At 35.9% G+C, this 21,652-nt stretch carries 20 protein-coding genes and 1 pseudogene; 14 read left to right on the top strand and 7 right to left on the bottom strand.

What is annotated here, in order from left to right:
* Window positions 1–111 precede the first annotated feature (111 nt).
* The 10 genes from GFJ36_RS25045 to GFJ36_RS25000 all read left to right on the top strand — a co-directional run bounded on the left by GFJ36_RS25045 (window position 112) and on the right by GFJ36_RS25000 (window position 9,604).
* Entirely contained in the window at window positions 112–810 is a 699-nt protein-coding gene (locus tag GFJ36_RS25045; RefSeq protein ID WP_157349767.1) for a response regulator transcription factor, read from the top strand.
* Window positions 803–1,909, top strand: coding sequence for a HAMP domain-containing sensor histidine kinase (locus GFJ36_RS25040; RefSeq protein WP_088609428.1), 1,107 nt, complete (start codon window positions 803–805; stop codon window positions 1,907–1,909). The genes GFJ36_RS25045 and GFJ36_RS25040 overlap by 8 nt, the downstream gene beginning before the upstream one ends.
* A gap of 82 nt (window positions 1,910–1,991) precedes the next feature.
* Window positions 1,992–2,852, top strand: a complete 861-nt coding sequence (locus tag GFJ36_RS25035; RefSeq protein WP_088064677.1) for a M15 family metallopeptidase — start codon at window positions 1,992–1,994, stop codon at window positions 2,850–2,852.
* A gap of 276 nt (window positions 2,853–3,128) precedes the next feature.
* Entirely contained in the window at window positions 3,129–4,229 is a 1,101-nt protein-coding gene (locus GFJ36_RS25030; protein ID WP_157349766.1) for an amidohydrolase/deacetylase family metallohydrolase, read from the top strand.
* Entirely contained in the window at window positions 4,207–5,310 is a 1,104-nt protein-coding gene (locus GFJ36_RS25025; protein ID WP_088609430.1) for a DgaE family pyridoxal phosphate-dependent ammonia lyase, read from the top strand. Before GFJ36_RS25030 ends, GFJ36_RS25025 begins: the two co-directional genes overlap by 23 nt.
* Window position 5,311: 1 nt before the next feature.
* Window positions 5,312–6,067, top strand: a complete 756-nt coding sequence (dagF, locus tag GFJ36_RS25020; protein ID WP_000181914.1) for a 2-dehydro-3-deoxy-phosphogluconate aldolase — start codon at window positions 5,312–5,314, stop codon at window positions 6,065–6,067.
* Window positions 6,060–7,076 (top strand): sugar kinase, encoded by a 1,017-nt coding sequence (locus tag GFJ36_RS25015; protein ID WP_097889141.1) that lies wholly within the window; start codon window positions 6,060–6,062, stop codon window positions 7,074–7,076. Before dagF ends, GFJ36_RS25015 begins: the two co-directional genes overlap by 8 nt.
* Window positions 7,076–7,801 (top strand): GntR family transcriptional regulator, encoded by a 726-nt coding sequence (locus GFJ36_RS25010; RefSeq protein ID WP_157349765.1) that lies wholly within the window; start codon window positions 7,076–7,078, stop codon window positions 7,799–7,801. Before GFJ36_RS25015 ends, GFJ36_RS25010 begins: the two co-directional genes overlap by 1 nt.
* Before the next feature lie 111 nt (window positions 7,802–7,912).
* Window positions 7,913–9,238 carry a gluconate permease GntP gene (gene gntP, locus GFJ36_RS25005; RefSeq protein ID WP_157349764.1) on the top strand — a complete coding sequence of 442 codons (1,326 nt, stop codon included), beginning with the start codon at window positions 7,913–7,915 and terminating at the stop codon, window positions 9,236–9,238.
* Window positions 9,239–9,406: 168 nt separating this feature from the next.
* Window positions 9,407–9,604, top strand: coding sequence for a YjcZ family sporulation protein (locus GFJ36_RS25000; protein WP_001290402.1), 198 nt, complete (start codon window positions 9,407–9,409; stop codon window positions 9,602–9,604).
* Between the two features lie 50 nt (window positions 9,605–9,654).
* Here the strand turns inward: GFJ36_RS25000 and GFJ36_RS24995 are convergent, their stop codons facing one another.
* From GFJ36_RS24995 to GFJ36_RS24970, 6 genes and pseudogenes are all read right to left on the bottom strand, one after another.
* The gene (locus GFJ36_RS24995; RefSeq protein WP_097889143.1) at window positions 9,655–11,634 is read right to left on the bottom strand and encodes an FtsX-like permease family protein; all 1,980 of its coding nucleotides are present in this window, start codon (window positions 11,632–11,634) and stop codon (window positions 9,655–9,657) included.
* On the bottom strand, window positions 11,631–12,383 hold the full coding sequence (locus tag GFJ36_RS24990) for an ABC transporter ATP-binding protein (RefSeq protein ID WP_071757563.1): 753 nt from the start codon (window positions 12,381–12,383) through the stop codon (window positions 11,631–11,633). Before GFJ36_RS24990 ends, GFJ36_RS24995 begins: the two co-directional genes overlap by 4 nt.
* 20 nt (window positions 12,384–12,403) lie before the next feature.
* On the bottom strand, window positions 12,404–14,359 hold the full coding sequence (locus GFJ36_RS24985) for an ABC transporter permease (RefSeq protein ID WP_157349763.1): 1,956 nt from the start codon (window positions 14,357–14,359) through the stop codon (window positions 12,404–12,406).
* A 79-nt stretch (window positions 14,360–14,438) separates the two neighbouring features.
* Window positions 14,439–16,408 (bottom strand): annotated as a pseudogene (locus GFJ36_RS24980) (FtsX-like permease family protein).
* 94 nt (window positions 16,409–16,502) lie between these two features.
* Entirely contained in the window at window positions 16,503–17,525 is a 1,023-nt protein-coding gene (locus tag GFJ36_RS24975; RefSeq protein ID WP_000765337.1) for a sensor histidine kinase, read from the bottom strand.
* Window positions 17,526–17,527: 2 nt separating this feature from the next.
* Window positions 17,528–18,223: a response regulator transcription factor gene (locus GFJ36_RS24970; protein ID WP_000276736.1), complete on the bottom strand. Its 696-nt coding sequence runs from the start codon at window positions 18,221–18,223 to the stop codon at window positions 17,528–17,530.
* Between the two features lie 207 nt (window positions 18,224–18,430).
* Between GFJ36_RS24970 and GFJ36_RS24965 the strand changes: the two genes are divergently transcribed.
* Both GFJ36_RS24965 and GFJ36_RS24960 read left to right on the top strand, forming a co-directional pair.
* The gene (locus tag GFJ36_RS24965; RefSeq protein WP_088064669.1) at window positions 18,431–18,703 is read left to right on the top strand and encodes an autorepressor SdpR family transcription factor; all 273 of its coding nucleotides are present in this window, start codon (window positions 18,431–18,433) and stop codon (window positions 18,701–18,703) included.
* Window positions 18,700–19,338 (top strand): SdpI family protein, encoded by a 639-nt coding sequence (locus GFJ36_RS24960; RefSeq protein WP_157349762.1) that lies wholly within the window; start codon window positions 18,700–18,702, stop codon window positions 19,336–19,338. Before GFJ36_RS24965 ends, GFJ36_RS24960 begins: the two co-directional genes overlap by 4 nt.
* A gap of 42 nt (window positions 19,339–19,380) precedes the next feature.
* On the opposite strand, the gene GFJ36_RS24955 is transcribed toward GFJ36_RS24960, so the two are convergent.
* Window positions 19,381–20,253: an AraC family transcriptional regulator gene (locus tag GFJ36_RS24955; protein WP_097889147.1), complete on the bottom strand. Its 873-nt coding sequence runs from the start codon at window positions 20,251–20,253 to the stop codon at window positions 19,381–19,383.
* Between the two features lie 306 nt (window positions 20,254–20,559).
* Between GFJ36_RS24955 and GFJ36_RS24950 the strand changes: the two genes are divergently transcribed.
* Together GFJ36_RS24950 and GFJ36_RS24945 are read left to right on the top strand one after the other, a co-directional pair.
* Window positions 20,560–21,330, top strand: a complete 771-nt coding sequence (locus tag GFJ36_RS24950; protein WP_000859654.1) for an ABC transporter ATP-binding protein — start codon at window positions 20,560–20,562, stop codon at window positions 21,328–21,330.
* Window positions 21,317–21,652 (top strand): FtsX-like permease family protein (locus tag GFJ36_RS24945; RefSeq protein WP_157349761.1); only part of this gene is annotated, 336 nt, incomplete at its 3' end. The genes GFJ36_RS24950 and GFJ36_RS24945, both read left to right, overlap by 14 nt.

Genomic DNA, 21,652 nt, shown 5'->3' with positions numbered 1-21,652 from the left:
ACCAATCGGGCTTTTATGGGCAGTTGATCTTCCACCTAACTTCTTTGATTCACCCGAATTTTGAGGTGGGAGTCTTACTGCCCGCAAATAGCGGGGTAAAGGGGGAGTAAAATGAAGAACATTTCAATTTTAATAGCGGATGATGAGGCAGAAATTGCTGATTTAATTGAGATACATTTAGAAAAAGAAGGTTACCACGTCGTGAAAGCAGCTGATGGAGAAGAGGCAATTCATATTATTGAAACGCAGCCAATCGATTTAATGGTTTTAGATATTATGATGCCGAAAATGGATGGTTATGAAGTGACGCGCCAAATTCGCGCGAAGCACCATATGCCAATCATTTTCTTAAGTGCGAAAACGTCTGATTTTGATAAGGTGACAGGTTTAGTATTAGGTGCAGATGATTATATGACGAAACCTTTTACACCGATTGAATTAGTCGCACGTGTAAATGCACAATTACGCCGATTTCTTACGTTAAATCAGCCGAAGGTAGCGGAGAATAAATCTGCTTTAGAGGTAGGCGGAGTCGTTATTGATCCTGAGCGAAGAACAGTGAATGTGTACGGAGAACAAGTTGAATTAACACCGAAAGAGTTTGATATTTTATATTTATTAGCGAGCCATCCGAAGAAAGTGTACAATGTGGAAAATATTTTTCAGCAAGTATGGGCAGATGATTATTATGAAGGCGGAAATACGGTTATGGTACATATTCGTACGTTGCGGAAAAAACTTGGGGAAGATAAAAGAAAGAATAAGTTAATAAAAACAGTTTGGGGAGTAGGGTATACTTTCAATGGCTAAAAAGATGAGAAGCTTTCGCTCGAAGATGGTTATGCTATTTGCGTTAAGTATGATATTTGCTGGTGGCGTAACGTATATCATTTATGAAGGATTACGGATTTATTATAAATTAGTCGTTCGTTTTGAGGATCCATTAGCCCAATTCCGTTCAATGGTAAGACAAATTGGGGATGTTAATTTCTTTTTGATTATTTTCATTCCTCTATCCATTATGTTTTTCTTCTTCCTTACTAGGCCGTATTTAAAATATTTTGATGAGATTTCAAACGGAATTCATCATTTGGCAAACGGTGATTTTACAAATGAAGTGCGCGTTTCATCTAATGATGAGTTTGGATATATCGCACGTGAAATAAATGTAGCGAGTGAAAAATTAAAGGAAGCGGTTGAACGAGGAGACTTTGCGGAAAGTAGTAAAGACCAGCTCATTGTTAATTTAGCTCACGATTTAAGAACGCCGTTAACATCTGTTTTAGGTTATTTAGATTTAATTCTTAAAGATGAGAATTTGACGAAAGAACAAATTAAACATTTTTCCACAATCGCTTTTACGAAATCCGAAAGGCTGGAAAGTTTAATTGATGAATTATTTGAAATTACGAGAATGAATTATGGGATGTTGCAGCTGGACAAAAGACCAATTGATATAAGTGAATTGCTTATACAGTTAGAGGAAGAATTGTATCCGTTATTAGAGAAAAAGGGTTTAGAAGCGAGATTGAACATGGATTCTTATTTACCTATTAGCGGTGATGGAAAATTATTAGCGAGGGTATTTGAAAATCTTTTAACGAACGCGATTCGTTACGGGTATGATGGAAAGTTTGTCGATGTGAACGGATATATTGAGAGTGAAGAGGTAGTCGTACAAATTATTAATTACGGAGATAGCATTCCGGAAGAAGATTTACCGTATCTTTTTGATATGTTTTATACAGGTGATAAAGCAAGGTCAGAGCAACAAGGTAGTACAGGCCTTGGACTGTTTATCGCGAAAAATATTGTTGAACAGCATGATGGGAAGATTTCTGCTGAAAGTAATGTGATTAGGACGATATTTGAAGTGAGATTGCCAAAAGAAGAGAGTGAAGCAATTTAATAAAAATTTAAACTTTACCCCACTTTTTATTTTAATAGTTTTTTCTATTCTATACGTAAGTTACGTTAAGGAGGAACTAGAAATGAAAAAGTGGGTATTTATTTCTCTATTTATAGCATGTACAATCTGTGTAGGTTTTTATATATCACCGTTATTTCAAAAAGAGATCGATGTTAAAATTGCTGACAAAGATAATACGGTAAGAGCTGCGAATACGGAAAAGATAGAGATTACAAAAGAAGAAATTTATAAAGGGGATCTATTATTAGTTAATAAAGATTACCCAGTTAAAAAAGATAGTATTAGGTCTGACATTATAAATGTAAATCACAATAGTGAATTAGTAAGAGGTTACGTCATATTTGATAGAAATCTTCGCTTATCAAAGGGTGTTGTGAAAAATTTTTTGAACGTTGTCGATGCAGCTGGAAAAGATGGAGTACAGCATTTCTTAATGAGTAGCGGGTATCGAGATTTTAAAGAGCAAAGTAAATTGTATAAAGAAATGGGATCTGACTATGCACTTCCAGCAGGATATAGTGAACATAATTTAGGATTATCACTCGACATTGGATCTACGCAAAAGAAAATGGAGAGAGCCCCTGAAGGAAAGTGGATTGAAGAGAACGTATGGAAGCATGGCTTTGTTTTACGTTATCCGAAAAATAAAAGTCATATTACAGGCATTCAATATGAGCCGTGGCATATACGCTATGTCGGATTACCTCATAGTGCGATTATGCAAAAGGAGAAAATTACATTAGAGGAATATTTGGACTTCTTAAAAGAGAAAAAAGAAGTTTCAACTGATGTTGAAGGTAAGAAATATACGGTTTCTTATTATAAAGTTTCAGATCGTATGAACGTGAATGTTCCAGCGAATAAGCAGTATGAAATTTCGGGGAATAATATGGATGGGGTTATCGTGACGGTTCAGGAATAGATAAAGAGGTTGTTCCCTTTTGGAGCAGCCTTTTCGTATATAAGAAGGGGATTGGCGTTTTTTGTCGGTAAATCGATATTCCTTGTTGAAGCGTTGATATAAATTCCTGTACTATCATTATTTTGAGGAGTATCTTTTATTTCACCTTTAAACATTATAACGTTATATTTACTTCTCCCTTTTTTTGTGTTACGCTAAACGTGTGAAAGACATATAAAATGAAATTTTAATGTAAGCGTATTCTTGTGGCTTCTTATAGAAAAGGGTGGAAGTACAATGACAGAACGATTCGTACTACGTAATGTGAAACGTGTGAACGGGGAAGAGATTGACATTGTAATTGAAAATAATAAAATCGCACAGGTGACGAAAGCTGGTGCTGGCGAGGGTGGAAAGGTTCTTGATTACTCAGGTACTTACGTATCGAGTGGCTGGATTGATTTACACGTTCATGCTTTTCCAGAGTTTGATCCGTATGGCGATGCGGTGGATGAAATTGGCGTTAAGCAAGGGGTAACGACAATTGTTGATGCGGGTAGCTGCGGAGCTGATCGTATTGCAGATTTAGTACAAAGTAGAGAACAGGCGAAAACGAATTTATTTGCCTTTTTAAATATTTCTCGCATCGGTTTGAAACGAATTGATGAATTATCCAATATGGAATGGATAGATAAAGAGAAAGTAATAGAAGCAGTAGAAAAGTATAAAGATGTCATCGTTGGGTTAAAGGCGAGAATGAGTAAAAGTGTTGTTTGTGACAGCGGAATTGAACCGCTTCATGTTGCACGCTCGTTATCTCGTGAAACATCATTGCCGATTATGGTACATATCGGTTCAGCGCCTCCTCGCATTGAGGAAGTCGTACCTCTTTTAGAAAAAGATGATGTCATTACACATTACTTAAACGGGAAAGAAAATAATTTATTTGATGAAGAAGGCAAACCGCTACCTGTATTACTAGATGCAGTGAAGCGCGGTGTTCATTTAGATGTTGGTCACGGTAATGCTAGTTTTTCTTTTAAAGTAGCAGAAGCGGCGAAGCGTCACGGTATTGCCTTTAATACAATTAGTACAGATATTTACCGGAAGAATCGTATACACGGCCCAGTGTATAGTATGGCTCACGTTCTTTCGAAATTCCTTTACTTAGGTTATCTGCTAGAAGAAGTAATTGATGCGGTTACGAAAAATGCGGCAGAGTGGCTGAAAAAACCAGAGCTTGGCCGTATTCAAGAAGGCGATATTGCAAATTTAACTTTATTTACGGTGAAAGATGAACCGATTACGTTAATTGATTCAGAAGGGGATCAGCGCATTGCTGAAAGAAGAATTGATACGAAAGGGGTTGTAATCAATGGGTCATTCATTGAATGCTAAGTACGGATTAAAAAGAGTAATTAATGCGAGCGGTAGAATGAGTATTTTAGGTGTATCCGCTCCTACAAATACAGTTATGGATGCGATGAAACATGGTGGACAAAATTATGTGGAAATTGCAGATTTAGTAGATAAAGCAGGAGACCATATTGCGAGAATTCTAGATTCGGAGGCAGCAGTCGTTGTGAATTCAGCATCGAGCGGAATTGCGCTTTCTATCGCTGGTATCGTTACAGAAGGAAATCGCCGTAAAAGTGAAAGGCTTCATCAAGAGGTCATCGCGAAAAACGAAGTGATTATGTTAAAAGGTCATAACGTTCAATACGGTGCTCCTGTTGAAACGATGATTTATTTAGGTGGCGGTAAGCTTGTTGAAGTGGGTTACGCAAATGAAGGGAAAGCAGAGCATATTGAAGATGCGATTGGTGAAAATACAGCAGCAATTCTATATGTGAAATCCCATCATGCCGTGCAAAAAAATATGATTTCTGTTGAAGAAGCATGGGAAGTTGCGCAGCGAAATAACGTACCACTTATCGTCGATGCGGCAGCTGAAGAAGATATTCAAAAATATGTGAAGTATTCAGACCTTGCCATTTATAGCGGTTCAAAGGCAATTGAAGGACCAACTTCTGGTATTGTCGGCGGTAAACGAAAATATATCGAGTGGCTGAAAGTACAATTACATTGCATCGGAAGAAGTATGAAAGTTGGGAAAGAAACAACTTTCGGTCTACTTCAAGCACTTGATGAGTACGGAGTAAAACAAGATAAGAGTGAGCAAGAAAAAGAGTTATTACAAGTACTTATGCCGCTAAAAGAATTAAACGGTGTAAATGTAACGATCGTTCAAGATGAAGCAGGAAGAGCAATCTTTAGAGCACGCATTCACATTAACGAGAATGAGTTAAATAAATCAGCAAAAGATGTTGTAACAGCATTACGCGAAGGGGAAATTGCCATTTACACACGTGATTACGGAGTAAGACAAGGATTCTTTGATATCGATCCACGTCCACTTCAAGGTGATGACATACATGTAATCGAAGAAAAAATGAGAGAAATTGTAGGGGGAAACTAAAATGACAAACATTCAAAAACGTTTTTATAAAGGCCGCGTAGCATTAAATGTATTAGCGAACAATATCGAAAATGCGAAAGACATTTTTGAGGCCGCAGAAGGTTATGTAGTTGTTGGAGTGTTATCAAAAGATTATCCAACAGTAGAAGAAGCAGTTACAGCGATGAAAGCATACGGAAAAGAAATTGATGACGCTGTATCAATCGGATTAGGCGCAGGAGATAATCGCCAAGCAGCAGTTGTAGCTGAAATTGCGAAGCATTATCCTGGTAGTCATATTAATCAAGTGTTCCCTTCAGTTGGAGCGACACGTGCAAATCTTGGCGGAAAAGATAGCTGGATTAATAGTTTAGTATCTCCAACAGGAAAAGTAGGGTACGTAAATATTTCTACGGGTCCAATTAGTGCAGCTGGAGAGGAAAAAGCAATCGTTCCAATTAAAACAGCAATCGCACTTGTACGTGATATGGGCGGAAATTCATTGAAATACTTCCCAATGAAAGGTTTAGCTCATGAAGAAGAATATCGCGCAGTTGCGAAAGCTTGTGCGGAAGAGGGATTTGCATTAGAGCCAACAGGCGGAATTGATAAAGAAAACTTCGAAACAATTGTACGTATTGCGCTAGAAGCAAATGTAGAGCAAGTTATCCCGCACGTGTACTCTTCTATTATTGATAAAGAAACTGGCAATACGAAAGTAGAAGATGTTCGCGAATTATTAGCGGTAGTGAAGAAGCTAGTTGATCAAAATGCGTAAGAAAATTGCAGCATTCGGCGAAGTAATGATGCGCCTGCAAGTACCAGGATATGAGTTGTTGTCGCAAGCTAACACATTAAACTACTCATTTTCTGGTACAGGTGTGAATGTTGCAGCAGCACTTTCTCATCTCGGTCACGAAGGCTTTCTTATTTCAACTTTACCAGAGAACTCGGTTGGGGATGCTGCGGTATCACATATTCAAAAGTTAGGCATTCGGACGCCGTTTATTTCAAGAGGCGGTAAATATGTCGGCATGTACTTTTTAGAAAATGGATTTGGCGCACGTGCAAGCCGCGTTACTTATTCAAATCGATTAGAAAGTAGTTTCAATACGGCATGTGAAGACATGTATCAATTTGAAGAAATCGCAAAGGAAATTGATATCGTTCATTTTTGCGGGATTACACTTGCGATGAATGATACGGTGCGCCATCATATGAAATCTTTAGCGAAAGCAGTGAAAGAAAACGGAGGAACTGTCGTCTTTGATTGCAACTATCGTCCGTCTCTTTGGGGAGAAGACGGGTATAAGCAGGCGAAACCACATTATGAAGAAATGCTGGCTCTTGCTGATAGCGTTATGATGAACGAAAAAGATGCAATGTTCGTTCTGGGAATGAAAACCGAGGAGACGGAGCGAGAGGCGCAACTTGTTGATCTTATTCCAAAGGTTGCTGAAACATATCATATCGCTACAATTGCTGGTACACATCGCTCTATTAATAGCGATAATACACACTCGCTTCGCGGGTTTATATGTAAAGATGGTGCGTTCACTTTTGCAAAAACACTTACGTTTTCTGTATATGATAGAATAGGTGCTGGAGATGCTTATACGAGCGGGATTATTCATGGCGAGATAGAAGAGTTTGCACCAGAGAAAGCTGTTTCATTTGCGTCAGCAGCTGGAATGCTTGCACATACAATCGTCGGTGATACGCCAATGTCATCAGAGAAGGATATACTTCGGGCAATGACGGCATCAGTAGGTGATGTAGAAAGGTAGTGGGTGTAACGGTGAACGTAACGAGGAAAAAAGGACCATTATATTTACAAATAAAAAATATTATTCGTGATCGAATATTGCATGGTGTATATGCGATTCATACGAATATTCCTTCCGAACCGCAGTTAGAAGAAGAGTTCAAAGTGAGCAAAATTACAGTGCGTAATGCGATTAAAGAACTTGCTCAAGAAGGATATTTAGAAAAGAAAAGCGGTAAAGGAACGAAAGTTATCCGTAATACTTCTGCGACAAAGTTGTCAAAGGGTAAGAAATTTACAGAAGTGTTAGTGGAAGAAGGATATAAAGTACAGAAGAAATTGCTCAAAGCAGAAATCGTTCATAATGAAGAAGGAACGGTGCCATTTCGATTATTCGGTAAGGAAAGTTTTCGCATTGAACGTTTATATACGTTAAATGATGCACCGTACATTCATTATACGCACTATTTCTCAGCACACATGGCAAGTACAGATTTATCGGACTTTGACTTGCAATCGCTTTACGATTTAGTGGAAGACCGAGGTATACATTTAGAAAACTTCAGAGATGAATTCGCTGTTGGGCTTGCGCCTATTTTCGTTGCCGAAGCGTTAGGTGAAAAAGAGGGGACAGCGCTATTAAAACGTATGCGCTATTCTTACGATGAAGTTGGAGAAGTAATTGAATATAGCGAAGGCTACTACAACACAGAAATGCAGCATTATGTAGTGAATTATGACGTATAAAAAAGAGGGGTATTCGCCCTCTTTTTTTATAAAGTGTTTCATTAGATTCATCCCGCACCAATTAGGTGCTTATTGCCTGCAAATACGGGATAAAAGTAAGGGGAATGAGAGATGGATATATACTTATTAATCGTCACGTTACTTGCAATCGCGATTGTTATTTTAGGGGTATCATGGTGGAAATGGCATGCATTTATTAGTTTAACAGTTGCAAGTTTATTTTTAGCTATCATGTCTGGATTGAATTTGACGAAAATAGTGACTGCCTATGAAACTGGTGTCGGTAGTGTACTAGGGCATCTAGTTGGTATTTTAGCTCTCGGAACAATTTTAGGAAAAATGATGTCCGATTCAGGGGCCGGCATGCAAGTGGCAGACTTCTTTATTCGATTTTTCGGTGTAAAGAAACTACCTTGGGCTATGTTATTTGCAGGATTTGTTATAGGAATTCCAGTATTTTTTGAAGTGGGGATCGTCATTTTATTACCACTTGTTATTTCTATTCGAAAAACGACGAAGCAAAATATATTATTAATTGCGTTACCTGTTATTGCTGGATTATCTATTGTGCACGGGCTTGTACCACCACATCCAGGGGCGATGACAGCAATCGGTATTTATAACGCGAACTTAGGAAAGGTACTTTTATATTCATTACTTATCGCGTTACCAGCAGCCATTATCGCAGGACCGATATTTGCAAAGTGGGTACATAAAAGGGTTATACCTGAAAATGAACCAGAGCTTGTTCGAGTTACGACTGTATCAACAGATTTACCAAGTCGTAAAGTTTCATTTTTTATTATTTTATTACCAGTTGTATTGATGATTTTATCAGTAGTTGCACCATATATTTCATTACCGAAAAAGATAACTGAATTTTTAGTATTTATAGGTAGCCCAGTAATTGCTTTACTTATTTCATGTTTCGCAGCGTTCTATTTACTTGGAATAAGACAAGGAATTAATAAAAAGATGATTAAAAAATTAACGGATGACAGTTTATTACCGGTCGGTTCCATTATTTTAATTATTGGTGCAGGCGGTGGATTTAAACAAATATTAATTGAAAGCGGCGTTGGAACAGCGATTGCCCAAATGGCAGAACATATATCGTTATCACCAATTGTGTTAGCTTTCATGGTAGCTGGATTAATTCGAATTGCAACAGGTTCAGCGACAGTAGCATTAACGACAGCAGCAGGGATTGTTTCACCAGTTATTCAGCACATGTCAGGTGTAAATTTAGAATTGCTCGTTATAGCAACAGGTGCAGGATCATTAATGTTTTCTCACGTAAATGATGCAGGGTTTTGGCTTGTAAAAGAGTATTTAGGATTAACGGTGAAGGAAACGTTTAAAACGTGGACGGTACTTGAGACATTGTTATCATTTATTGCATTTAGTTTTGCGCTTTTATTAAATACTTTTATTTAGAAGATACCTTAATTGGTATCTTTTTTTGATGAAGTCCATTTCCAAAAACAAGCCCGTTTTTAGGTAAGCCAAGCTTCCTATTCGCCCTGAAAACATACTATAAATGGAATCCCCTCATTTAGAGCAAGGTGAACTTGTTATGAATGATACTAAAGGAGGAATAGAGTAATGAGCGAAAAGTGTGAACACAGACATGATGATTGTAACCGCAGACACCATGGTTGCGGAGGCGGTTTTGCGCTTCTAATCGTATTGTTTATTTTATTAATTATCATCGGTGCTAGCTGCTTCGGCGGAGGCGGAGGCGGTTGTGGTTATGGTGGTTACGGCGGTTATGGCGGCGGCTATGGTGGATATTGCTGCTAATTAAAAACTATTGAAAATAGCCTTGTGCATACTGCACAAGGCTATTTTATTCATACTTTAATATGCTGTGATAATTTATTAATGTACAGAGAACGGATTAAGAAGAAGAAAATGATCTCGATAATCCCGAAAAAGGTGAGTATAATTAATAACTCTTTTAGTAATGAGAAAGAAAACATGCTTTGTAAAAACTTAACCGCAAATAATGTGTGAACACCAGCAACGATATAAGGAACGAAAAATAAAATTCCTAACTGAATCGTTGCAGAGCGAAACATTTCTGATTCAGTTAAGCCTAGTTTTGTAATCGTAATGTATTTTTGTTTTTCATTCGTTAAGTCGTTATACATACGGAAGTATAAAACGCTAGCCGCACCGATAAAGAAGATAAAGCCAAGAAATGCCCAAATAAAGAATTGAGCAACTGCATTTTCTTTATTATGGAGTAACTCATCAGTAGCTGTATAAATATTAAAAGGAACGGGAGATGCATGCTTATCGTCTTTATGTGCCTCATAATATTTTTCGGTGTCATTACTAATACTTTTTAATATATTTTTTGTTGGAATAATTGCATTTTCCCAATTATCCACGAAGTAGTTATAAACTGTAATGGTTTCAATATGAGGAATCATAGTATCGATTGCATAATCTTGCATAATAACTAAATTTGCTAATGCAAATGGTGGTGCTATTCCTTTGTTAATAAATCCCTTTATATAAAACTCCTTTTTATTGGATTCAAGCGTAATTGTATTTTGTTTTACAAATGGATTTGATACAAGGTTTAATAGCTCTGGTGAATAGCCAGAAATAATGTAAACTTCTTTTGAATCAAGGGTGATTGTAGGTCTCTTTAACTGTTTAGCAATTTCGTTATAATCACTCATTTTCATAATTGCAATCTCTTCTTTTGAAGCAGTATCTTTTAAAAGCGTAAATTTATATTTTTTATATTGAAAATGAGCATTGGAAAGTTCGGATTCAATAGTATTAACGTGCTTTCGTTCAAGGGAATGATCCCCTTCTAATTTGTATGTGAAGGGAATAGGATATCGCTCTAGTATCGACGCTTTTGTATTATTATTCGCAGCAAATAGTCCGATAATAATCGTAAATGCAAGCGCAGATAGCATAGAAACGATAAAGAGTACATTAATATTACTACGGGTACGAGCAACTAAATCTGAAATCCATAACATGTTTATTTGTTTCAAATAAAACTTTCTACGCTTCTTTAAAATATAGATAAAAAGAAGAAATGTTTGTGAAAAGAAAAAATATGTTCCGATTACTACGAGTGGCAAAATAGATAATATAATAAAGAAGACAGATCCGTTTTGCACATTTTTTTCGGTTACGTAGCCTTGTGGATAACCAGCAATATAATAACATAACCCTAAACAAGTTAAAGCAAATATCGAAATGAGTATAGACGGCCTTTTTTCGGCTGTCACTTTCTTGTTCCCTTTAATAAGATGGACTGTTTTACGCGTACGAATAAACATCGGTGTAAACGTAGAAACGATTAAAAATAAAATGATAAACGTTACGGTTGTCACGATTATCGCTTCTGTTGGCCAATATAAATAGAGACCTTTCGCACTTGTTAATTTCGAAGTGACTAATAAGAAAAAGTTAGAAAATACAAGGCCACCTTGAATGCCGATAAAGATAGACAATATCCCGATGATCATGTTTTCAGTAAATAAAAGTCTTTTTAATTGTCTCTGTGAGATACCGAGAATCGTGAGTATCCCGAATTGCTGCTTCCGTACATTTAAAAATGTTCCAATTGAATATAAGAGAAAGAAGAACGAGAACATAACGATAACAAGCTGTGCTGTACTAGCTAAGTTCATTAGAGGATCACGTTCTTGAAAGCTTTGTACATTTTGTAAGCGCGGGTGATACGCGTATACAGTAAATGAAAAGAAAACCATGATAGAAAAAGCACTACTTACAAAATAAGCGAAATATGCTTTAGAATTACGCGAGACATTTTTAAATGCAAATTGCCAAAATGTCATCCACGTCTTCCTCCTAATAATGCTAAAACATCTAATATTTCTTGATAAAACTTTTCGCGATATAGCCCGCGATGTAGTTCGTTGTAAAGCTCGCCATCTTTAATAAAAATGACGCGGTTACAGTAACTTGCTGCGAATGGATCGTGCGTAACCATTAAAATTGTTGCATCTTCTTCTTTATTCAATTTCGTAAATAGTTCCATCACGTCAATTGCCGCTTTTGAATCTAAATTTCCCGTTGGCTCATCGGCAAGTAGAAGTGACGGATGATGAATAACAGCACGTGCTACTGCGGTACGTTGTGCTTGTCCCCCAGAAACTTCAAAAATACGTTTGTCTAAAATATGATCAATGCCAAGCTTTTTGGAAATGTTATTAAGCTTTTCGTCCATTTCTTTTAATGGAACATTATCTAATGTTAAAGGTAGTACGATATTTTCACCGATTGTTAGTGTATCTAGTAGGTTAAAGTTTTGGAAAACAAATCCTAACTCTTGGCGGCGGAAAATAGCTAACTTCTCTCTACGAAATGTGTGCGGTTTTTTTCCGTTAATCACGACATCACCAGAAGTAGGGGAATCAATTGTAGAGATAACGTTTAAAAATGTAGATTTACCACTACCAGATGGTCCCATGATAGCGACAAATTCACCTTTATCTACATGTAAATTTATATTTTTTAAAGCAGTATGAGGGACTTTTCCTTCATACACTTTTGAGACGTTTTTTATGTGTAAAACTTCTTCCATAGTAATCACCTTTCTATCCGTTAAAACTTAATGTGTTGTGATAATTTTTGCATATAGAAGGAACGAATTAAAAGGAAAAATAAAATTTCAACCGTTCCAAAAATCATAAGTACGACTGTAATCTCAGCGAAGAACGAGAGATGTAATACTTCTTGTAGCATCTTTGTCGCAAACATCGTATGAATCGATGCCATAATGTATGGAACAAAGAAAAGAATTGCAAGTTGAATTGTAGCAGATCGTTTCATCTCAGCTTCTGTTAAACCGATTTTTGTAATCGTTACATACTTTTCTTGCTCATTTGTTAAATCTGTATACATTCTGAAGTAAAGAACACTGCCAGCACCAATAAAGAAAATAACACCTAAGAAAGTCCCAATTAAGAAGAACGAAGCGACATTTTGTTTTGTTGTGTATAGAGAATCGCTCGCTTCACTTGCATGGAAAGGCGGGTGCTCTGCTTGAATGTTGTTCCCGTCTGTATTCACTTTTTCTATGAATAAAGAGCCGATGTTATTAGCTTTTTCCCAGTCCTTAACTTTAAAGCTATATACACTCATCTGTTTTGAAACGGATGATAACGCCTCTACATTTTCATCAGATAGTATGAGCAATTGGTATATTAAGCGATTTGGGAATGGGTTATAACTTTTATATTCTTTCACTTGTAGTTGTAAATTGTTTTGAGTAAGTGTAAGAGTATTTTTCTTGTCTTTATTATGAAGCGTTCCAATAACCTGATCATCTAAGTCTTTCATAAGAATATAAGATTCATTCTTATTTACCGTGAGCGTTTCCCAATTTAAAGCCTTAGCAAGTACATTATAGTCACTTTGTTTAATTGCATAATAGAGCTGAGAATTTCCTTCCGCTGAAGATACTTCATATATATCCGTTTTAAATTGTTTATAAGTAAATTGCTCTTCGTTAAACTTTTGTTTTAACCAATTTAAATGTTCATCCGCTAACGTATTTTCAGTATGTGATAAATATGTAAAAGGAAAAGGATTTTCTCTTACTGTATCGAACTTCATAAATTTACCAAAACCATATAAGAATGTAATCATAGTAAAAGCAAGTGTTGATAGCATCGCTACAATAAAGAGCATGTTAATGTTTGTCCGAATGCGCGCTGCTAAATCAGAAATCCAAAGCATATTAATTCGCTTCATATAAAATGTTCTTCGCGTTTTTAATATACGAATGAGTAAAAAACTAATTTGTGAAAAGAAAAAGTATGTTCCAGCTGCAACAAGTGACGGAATGAGAAATATACTGGTGGCGGCGTACAAAAGCCCAACTACTTCGCCGAGCGACATGAAATATAGCGGATTTGCTGCTAGTACGTATCCAGATATTAAACATGTCGCACCAAATAGAGAGATGAGCACGGATGCTTTTCTTTCTTTTTGTTTTGTTCCTTCTTTTAAAAGACGTACAGCCTTTCTCGTCCGAATGAGCATCGGCGTAAACGATGAGACGAGAATGAAGAGTCCTAGAAAAATGATCATAGTTAAAATAATGGCAGCTGTTGGCCAATATAAATATAAACCAGGAACATGTGTAATTTTGGCGGTAACCAATAAAAAGAACTGCGAGAAGACAAGTCCAAGTTGAATGCCGAAAAAGATGGAAAGAACACCAATTAGCATGTTTTCTAGAAATACGAGTCTCTTTAATTGTTTTTGAGATATGCCAAGTACTGTTAAAATCCCAAATTGCTTTTTTCGTACTTTTAAGAAAGTACCGATTGAATATAGTAAAAAGAAAAATGAAAAGAATACAATGACAATTTCTGAAATTGTCATTAATATGTTCAGAGCAGCATTCACGCCTGTCATATGCAATTTAGGATGAAATAAATAAACCGCAAACGAGAAAAAAATTGCAATGGAAAATGCACTACTTACAAAATAGGCGAAATAAGCTCTGGCGTTCCGGGTTACGTTTTTGAATGCAAACTGCCAAAATGTCATTCACCTGAACCTCCTAATAGAGTGAAGAAGAAAAGGATATAAGAGATACCCTTTTCCTGTACTAATATATTTATAAAACTTAACCATTCGTATACTCTGATAACTTTTGCATGTAAAAGGAACGAATAAATAAGAAAAAGATGACTTCAACGACTCCAAAAATAATAAGAACAGCTGAAATTTCTTTGAATAGTGATAAATCAATTACGTCTTGGAGCATTTTTGTTGCGAACATTGTATGAATGGACGCCATAACGTACGGAACGAAAAATAAAATGCTAAGTTGAATGGTTGCAGATATTTTCATCTCTACATCTGTTACACCAATTTTTGAAATTGCTACATATTTTTCTTGTTCATTCGTTAAATCAGTATACAGTCTAAAGTAAAGAACGCTACCTGCTCCAATAAAGAAAATGACACCTAAGAATGTCCCGATTAGGAAGTATGCGGCACTTCCTGATGTAATTCTATATAATGAGCCTGCTGATTCATAGGAGCGTATAAGGGGTCCTTCGTATTGGAATTCCTGTCGATCTCTTTGTATTTTTTTCATAAAATCATCAGCGATTTCATACGTCTTTTCCCAGTTTTGTACGTTATAATTGTACGCTGCTACATGCTTTGTTGTATTTGGTAAGTTGTTTACAACAGCGTCAGGTAAAATTAAAGTTTGATATGAAAAGTCAGAGGGAATGGCCCCTACTTGTTCATATCCTTTTACTTGTAATGTCGTATTTGTGCTAGAAAGTGTAATGGATTTTCTATTGTAGCTTGGCTCAAATTGGCTGAATAAGGTGAAATAAGCGCTACCTGTTAAGACATATGCTTCGTTATCGCTCATGAATAGTTGTTTCATTCGCAGGGAAGCTGCAAGTTTGTTATAGTCACTTTGTTTCATTGCATAGATGTCATTGTAAGTCGTTATACCTTCATCTTCTTTCAGTGGTGTTTCATATAAATCAGCTTTTAGTTTTTTATAAGAGAAATCTTCCTTTTGTAACTGCTTTTCAAGCCAAGTTAAATGCTCGTTAACAAAAGGATTTGCGTCATATGAAAAATAAGAAAATGGAAAAGGTGAAGTTCTCGCAACATCTAGCTTTGTAAACTTTCCGAATCCATATAGGAACGTAATCATTGTGAAAGCAATTGTAGAAAGCATCGCTACAATAAAAAGCATATTGATATTCGTTCGAATACGACTTGCTAAATCCGAAATCCAAAGCATGTTAATTCGTTTCATATAAAAATTTCTTCTTTTCTTTAAAATATAAATAAGTAAGAAACTAATTTGAGAAAAGAAAAAATATGTCCCAATTGTAACAAGTGCTGGAATCACAAAAACACTTGAAACCATATAGATAACGCCTACTTGCGTGTTTATTGAGAAGAAATATTTAGGGTTTGCAGCTAAAATATAACCACCTAATAAACAGATAGCACCAAATAGAGAAATGAATATGGATGGTTTTCTTTCCTTTTGTTTCCCACCATTAGTTTTTAAAAGGTTTACCGTCTTTTTCGTACGAATTAGCATGGGTGTAAATGAAGATACAGCGATAAAGAGACCAAGAAATACAATCGTTGTTAAAATGAAAGCATTCGTAGGTGGATATAAATATATCCCTGGTAGATGTGTAATTTTCGCTGTCACTAATAAGAAAAATTGTGAAAATACAAATCCAAACTGCATACCGAAAAAGATAGATAAAATACCAATTAACATATTTTCAGTGAAAACGAGTCGATGTAATTGTTTTTTTGATATACCTAAAATAGTTAAAATACCAAATTGCTTTTTACGAACTTTTAAAAACGATCCAATTGAATAGAGTAGAAAAAAGAACGAGAACAAGACAATAACAACTTCTGAAAAAATCATTAATCCTGAAATTTCAGAGATCATAGTGGGATTTTGTAATTTCGGATGAAACAAATAAACAGCAAACGAAAAGAAAAAGCAATTGAAAAGGAACTGCTTAAGAAATAAGCAAAATAAGCTCTGGAATTACGCGTTACATTTTTAAAGGCAAACTGCCAAAATGTCATAATATGTACCTCCCGTTAGAAGGTAAATATGTAGTTTTATTGCAAAAAATGTATGAGAGTAAGTTCTCATACATTTTGCTAGCATATGTTCCGATCATGCTTCGGTCACCTTCTCTGTATGTTCTGCTTGATTATTTGCAGCGTTGTGGAAGATGATTTTAATCGTCGTTCCTTTACCAACTTCAGAATCTAGTTTGACAGAGTGACCTAAATAATCACAAATTTTACTTACAATATAAAGTCCCATACCAGTAGATTCTCCGAATGCGCGACCGTTTTTCCCAGTGTAAAACGGTTCAAATACTCTTCGAATATCTTCTTGCGGAATACCAACACCTTCATCGCGAACTTCTAAAATAATATCTTTTCCGTTTCGATAAGCAGATAAGAAAACTTTCTTCCCGCGCTCACCAGAGTAACGAACTGCATTTGTCATTAACTGATAAATGATGAACTTTAGCCATTTCGCATCAGAAGCAACTTTTAAATCGGAATGAACTTCTAAAACAGGGAAGACCCCATTTCGAATGAATAGTTCTTTTAATCCGTTAATATTTTTTGTTACCGCATCTTTTAATGAAATCGTCTCAACGTGGAAATCTTCATGGAAGTTATTTAACCTTGCCATATATAAAGCCATATCGAGTCCTTGATTTAATCGTTCTAATTCTTTTTTGAATTTCGGAATCAAATGTTCATCTTCCATTTCGAGTACCATAAGTTGCATAACAGACACAGGTGTCTTCATTTGATGCACCCAGTGGTTAATGAATAATTGATGTTCTTGTTGTTTTACTTCATACGACTGTAGTTCCTTTTGGAAGAGACGGTACTGTGTGCGCACGAGTTCATTTACACCGTGAGGCATCGGAGCAGTTGCTCTTTCAATAAACGCATCTTCCATTTTCTCTGGTTGCTCACTTAATCTATGGTACATTCTACGATTGCGGACGTAACGATAAGCGAGGAAACAAATGAATAAATATAAACTTAAAACGACGAAGTAAAATTTATTATTTTGAAATCCATCTACTGCATCATACAGAACGAAAATGATGCCGAAGTTTAATACATATAGTAGAAAAAATGCAAAATGATCACGTAAAAATAGCTTCATGCTTATTCACTCCAAGTTGCGTTAAAACGATACCCAAGTCCACGTACTGTTTCAATAGCATTTTCAATACCAAGCTCATTGAACTTTTTACGAAGACGCGTAATGTTTACGTTTAATGTATTTTCCTCAACGAAGCTTTCGTCATCCCATAGGGCAGCTAATAAATCTTCACGGCTCGCTGTACGAGGGAATTTAGATAATAACATTTCTGCTAAAATTGCCTCTTTCTTCGTTAAAAGAACTTGCTCAGCACCGAAATGGATTTCTGGGCGTTCTGGGAATAGTTTTAAACCTTCTACTTCAACGATACGTTCAGAAATATTTGGCGCATAATCACCGTAAATACGGCGTAATTGACCTTTAATTTTCGCCATTACAACGTCATAGTGGAACGGTTTTGTAATATAATCATCCGCACCGCTTTCAATCGCCATAATTTGTTCCATCTCGCCAGCACGCGCTGAAATGAAAATAATTGGACAAGTAGATTCATGACGAATTTGACGGCACCAGTAGAATCCATCGAATTTCGGTAAGTTTACATCAAGTAAAACAAGATGTGGTTTCACTGCATTAAACGATTCCATAATATCATCGAAATTCTCTGCAACAACAGCTTCATAGCCATATTTTTGAATGTGAGATTGTAGTAATGATGAAATATTTGGATCGTCTTCAACGATTAAAATTTTATACATATGTATACTCCTCCTAAAAAAACAATTGTAGCTATAGTGTATCATGTGTTTCAAGTCTTTTCATTATGTTGAAATGTAGGCTAATAAACAGTATAGGTCAAAAGTGTGAAAAGTAAAAAGGGCTTATGTATAATTGACAATTAATTGGAAGTGATTTAATATTTAGATAAATATCTAAATGTCTAATTAGTGAAAGGAAGAAAGACATTGAATCAAGCATTCAAAGCATTAGCAGATCCAACAAGGCGAAAAATTTTGGACTTATTGAAAGAAGATGATTTAACTGCTGGTGAGATTGCTGAACATTTCAATATGACGAAGCCAAGTATTTCACACCACTTAAACGCACTTAAAAATGCTGAACTTATTCAAGATGAAAAAAAAGGGCAATTCGTTATGTACTCTTTAAATACAACTGTATTTCAAGATTTATTGACTTGGGTGTTTACATTTACGAATAAGGGGGAAGAGGGGAAATGAGGAAGCATATATTTCCGTTATTATTAATTGCTTTAACGATTATTGCATGGTGTGCCGCGTGGCCGCATTTACCGGAGGAGGTTCCGAGTCATTGGAATCTTGCTGGTGAGGTAGATGGACATATGTCAAAAATGGGCATGATGATTTTGGATGTTGCAGTTATGGTTTTTATATATGTGTTATTGACTTTATTGCCTAAGATAGATCCGAAGCATGGGAATTATAAGAAATTTTCTAAAGGATATAATGTAATGAATTATAGCGTATTAGTCCTATTATTTTTAGTAAGTATCATTGGAATTGGTGCTGGATTAGGTTATGACATTCCCATGAATAGTACACCGCATATTCTTGTTGGTCTTTTATTTATAGTCATCGGCAACTATTTACCACAGTGCAAACCAAACTACTTTGTAGGTATAAAAACACCTTGGACATTAAGTAACGAGGAGGTGTGGAGGAAGACACACCGTTTTAGTGGAAAAGTGTTTGTTGTATTAGGAATTATTATGATGTTAAGTATTTTTGCTCCAGTAGTATGGAAAGCTTTCTTAATAATTGGGATTATTATCGGTGCAGTAGGACTAACGATGGGATATTCCTACGTCGCTTATAAAAAAGAACTAAAAATATAAATAAAAGCTGCTTTTCCTTTTAAGGAAGAGCAGCTTTATTTTTTATTTCTTCAAAACAGGTATCCAAATTTCACTTTTAAAGTTTGGAGAAGATATATCTTTCTGTTCATTCCACAATATTTCTGGTCCTTCCGCTAGTTCATAGTTTGAGGAAGGAAACCATTCGGAATAAATGCGTCCCCATACATTTTGTAATGTTTCAGGAAATGGACCTACAGCTTCAAATACGGCCCACGTTGAAGATGCGACTTCAAGTTGTGCGAATTGCTCTGGACAATCTTTCGTTGAGGCTACTCCAATGTAGTGATCGAGTTCTCCCTTTTCCTCCATTCTACCTTCAGAAAAGTTAGTAGAAGCACTAATAATTCCAGTAGGTTCAATGTTTGAAAGGGACTTTAATGTTTGAATGGACTCTGGATTTAAACTTTTCCACATAGAAGCAATTGCTTCATTTACACCGTTAAATACAATCGGTACGCGTTTTGTAATACCTATAATTCGAAATGAGTCTTTTTCTTCAATTCGATAGTTCATTTCATTTCCTCCTTGAATGGATAGTTGGAAGGTCATTTGTGAATAAGCTTTCAAAGAATGGCTACTATTTCGAGCCTCTGAAGGTGTTATGCCATGCAAGTTTTGAAAGGCACGTGTAAAGGAATCGGGTGAGTTGTATCCATATTTGATAGCGACATCAATGACTTTTGCATTGCTATCTTTTAGTTCAAAAGCAGCAAGAGTAAGACGTCTACAGCGAATATATTCTGACAGTGGTATGCCAGCTAGGAAAGAAAACATTCTTTTAAAATGATATTCGGAGCAGAAAGCTATTTTTGCGACTTCTTTAAAATCAATTTCGTTTGTAAGGTTGTTTTCAATATACTGCATTGCCGCATTCATGTTTTTAAGTGAATCCATATCATGACCTCCTTGTTAAATAGAATAGCAGGAACAAACGAAGTCCATCCGACATTTCATGCACAACTTTGTAGGGTACATTTTTAACCTTACAAAATTGTAATGTTCCTGTAAGGAGAATGAATGGATGGTATGATATCCCAATGCTATAGTAACAAAGTACTTTTGTTCAGTAGGTTAAATTTTTATATCTTTACTTATGCGTCTTACATAACTGTCATGTTTGTGTAAGAAACATCGATAGTGGCAAGAGTAGAGAGTGTATATAGTTGAAAATAGAGAATAGAAGAAATGAGGGATGTCGAGATGAAAACAGTGTTAGAAGCAAAAAATATTGAAAAAGTGTATGACACGGGTGGTAATAAATTTGCAGCGTTAAAAGGTATTAACTTACAAGTAAAAGAAGGTGAGTTCGTTGGAATTATGGGACCTTCTGGTTCGGGTAAGACGACTTTACTAAACGTTCTTTCTACAATTGATAATGCGACGAACGGTGAAATTTTAATTGATGGAAAAGATATCGTGAAGATGAACGATGATAAGTTAGCGTTATTCCGCCGCGATCATTTAGGGTTCATTTTCCAAGATTATAATTTATTAGATACGTTAACGGTAAAAGAGAACATTGCGTTACCTCTTGCGTTATCAAAGGTGAAAGCGAGTGAGATTGATCGCCGCGTTCTTGAAATTTCAAAGAAATTCGGTATTGATCACATTTTAAGTCAGTTCCCATATCAAGTGTCAGGCGGACAGAAGCAGCGCTGCGCAGCATCGCGTGCGATCGTTACAAATCCTAGTATGATTTTCGGGGACGAGCCGACAGGAGCGCTTGATTCTAAATCAGCGACAGATTTACTTGAAAGTATGAAGTCGTTAAATGAATATGATAACTCTACAATTTTAATGGTAACACATGATGCGTTTGCGGCGAGTTACTGTAAACGAGTTATTTTCATTAAAGATGGTGAGTTATATAAAGAATTGCACCGCGGGGAATTAACGCGTAAACAGTTCTTCCAACAAGTCGTTGACGTAATGTCTTCCATTTCCGGAGGTATGGCTGATGACCTTATCTAGCATTGCCCTCCGCAACATACAGCGGAATTTTAAAGACTACTTTGTATATTTTGCATCTATGATCTTTAGCATCGTCATTTATTTTACATTTAAGGCGTTGCAGTATAATTCACAAATGGAAAAAGCTGCGGAAGCTTCTAAAAAAATTAGCGGAGCGTTCCAAGTTTCAAGTGTTATGCTAATTATTTTCGTAGCGGTGTTCATTATATATTCGAACGGTTTCTTTACAAGGAAGCGTAAAAAAGAAGTTGGGCTATATTCCTTATTAGGCATTCGTAAAAGACAAATTGGTAAAATGCTGTTTTATGAAAATATGTTAATG

The organism is Bacillus sp. EE-W1, assembly GCF_009760835.1.
GTDB lineage: Bacteria > Bacillota > Bacilli > Bacillales > Bacillaceae_G > Bacillus_A > Bacillus_A wiedmannii.
The sequence above is the reverse complement of the archived record's forward strand: the minus strand, read 5'-3'. Positions and strand labels throughout refer to the sequence as shown.

Bases quoted from the DNA above. Each gene is read 5' to 3' on its own strand.
- GFJ36_RS25045 (WP_157349767.1), top strand. From the start codon at position 112: ATGAAGAACATTTCAATTTTAATAGCGGATGATGAGGCAGAAATTGCT.
- GFJ36_RS25040 (WP_088609428.1), top strand. From the start codon at position 803: ATGGCTAAAAAGATGAGAAGCTTTCGCTCGAAGATGGTTATGCTATTT.
- GFJ36_RS25035 (WP_088064677.1), top strand. From the start codon at position 1,992: ATGAAAAAGTGGGTATTTATTTCTCTATTTATAGCATGTACAATCTGT.
- GFJ36_RS25030 (WP_157349766.1), top strand. From the start codon at position 3,129: ATGACAGAACGATTCGTACTACGTAATGTGAAACGTGTGAACGGGGAA.
- GFJ36_RS25025 (WP_088609430.1), top strand. From the start codon at position 4,207: ATGGGTCATTCATTGAATGCTAAGTACGGATTAAAAAGAGTAATTAAT.
- dagF (WP_000181914.1), top strand. From the start codon at position 5,312: ATGACAAACATTCAAAAACGTTTTTATAAAGGCCGCGTAGCATTAAAT.
- GFJ36_RS25015 (WP_097889141.1), top strand. From the start codon at position 6,060: ATGCGTAAGAAAATTGCAGCATTCGGCGAAGTAATGATGCGCCTGCAA.
- gntP (WP_157349764.1), top strand. From the start codon at position 7,913: ATGGATATATACTTATTAATCGTCACGTTACTTGCAATCGCGATTGTT.
- GFJ36_RS25000 (WP_001290402.1), top strand. From the start codon at position 9,407: ATGAGCGAAAAGTGTGAACACAGACATGATGATTGTAACCGCAGACAC.
- GFJ36_RS24995 (WP_097889143.1), bottom strand. From the start codon at position 11,634: ATGACATTTTGGCAATTTGCATTTAAAAATGTCTCGCGTAATTCTAAA.
- GFJ36_RS24990 (WP_071757563.1), bottom strand. From the start codon at position 12,383: ATGGAAGAAGTTTTACACATAAAAAACGTCTCAAAAGTGTATGAAGGA.
- GFJ36_RS24985 (WP_157349763.1), bottom strand. From the start codon at position 14,359: ATGACATTTTGGCAGTTTGCATTCAAAAACGTAACCCGGAACGCCAGA.
- GFJ36_RS24975 (WP_000765337.1), bottom strand. From the start codon at position 17,525: ATGAAGCTATTTTTACGTGATCATTTTGCATTTTTTCTACTATATGTA.
- GFJ36_RS24970 (WP_000276736.1), bottom strand. From the start codon at position 18,223: ATGTATAAAATTTTAATCGTTGAAGACGATCCAAATATTTCATCATTA.
- GFJ36_RS24960 (WP_157349762.1), top strand. From the start codon at position 18,700: ATGAGGAAGCATATATTTCCGTTATTATTAATTGCTTTAACGATTATT.
- GFJ36_RS24955 (WP_097889147.1), bottom strand. From the start codon at position 20,253: ATGGATTCACTTAAAAACATGAATGCGGCAATGCAGTATATTGAAAAC.
- GFJ36_RS24950 (WP_000859654.1), top strand. From the start codon at position 20,560: ATGAAAACAGTGTTAGAAGCAAAAAATATTGAAAAAGTGTATGACACG.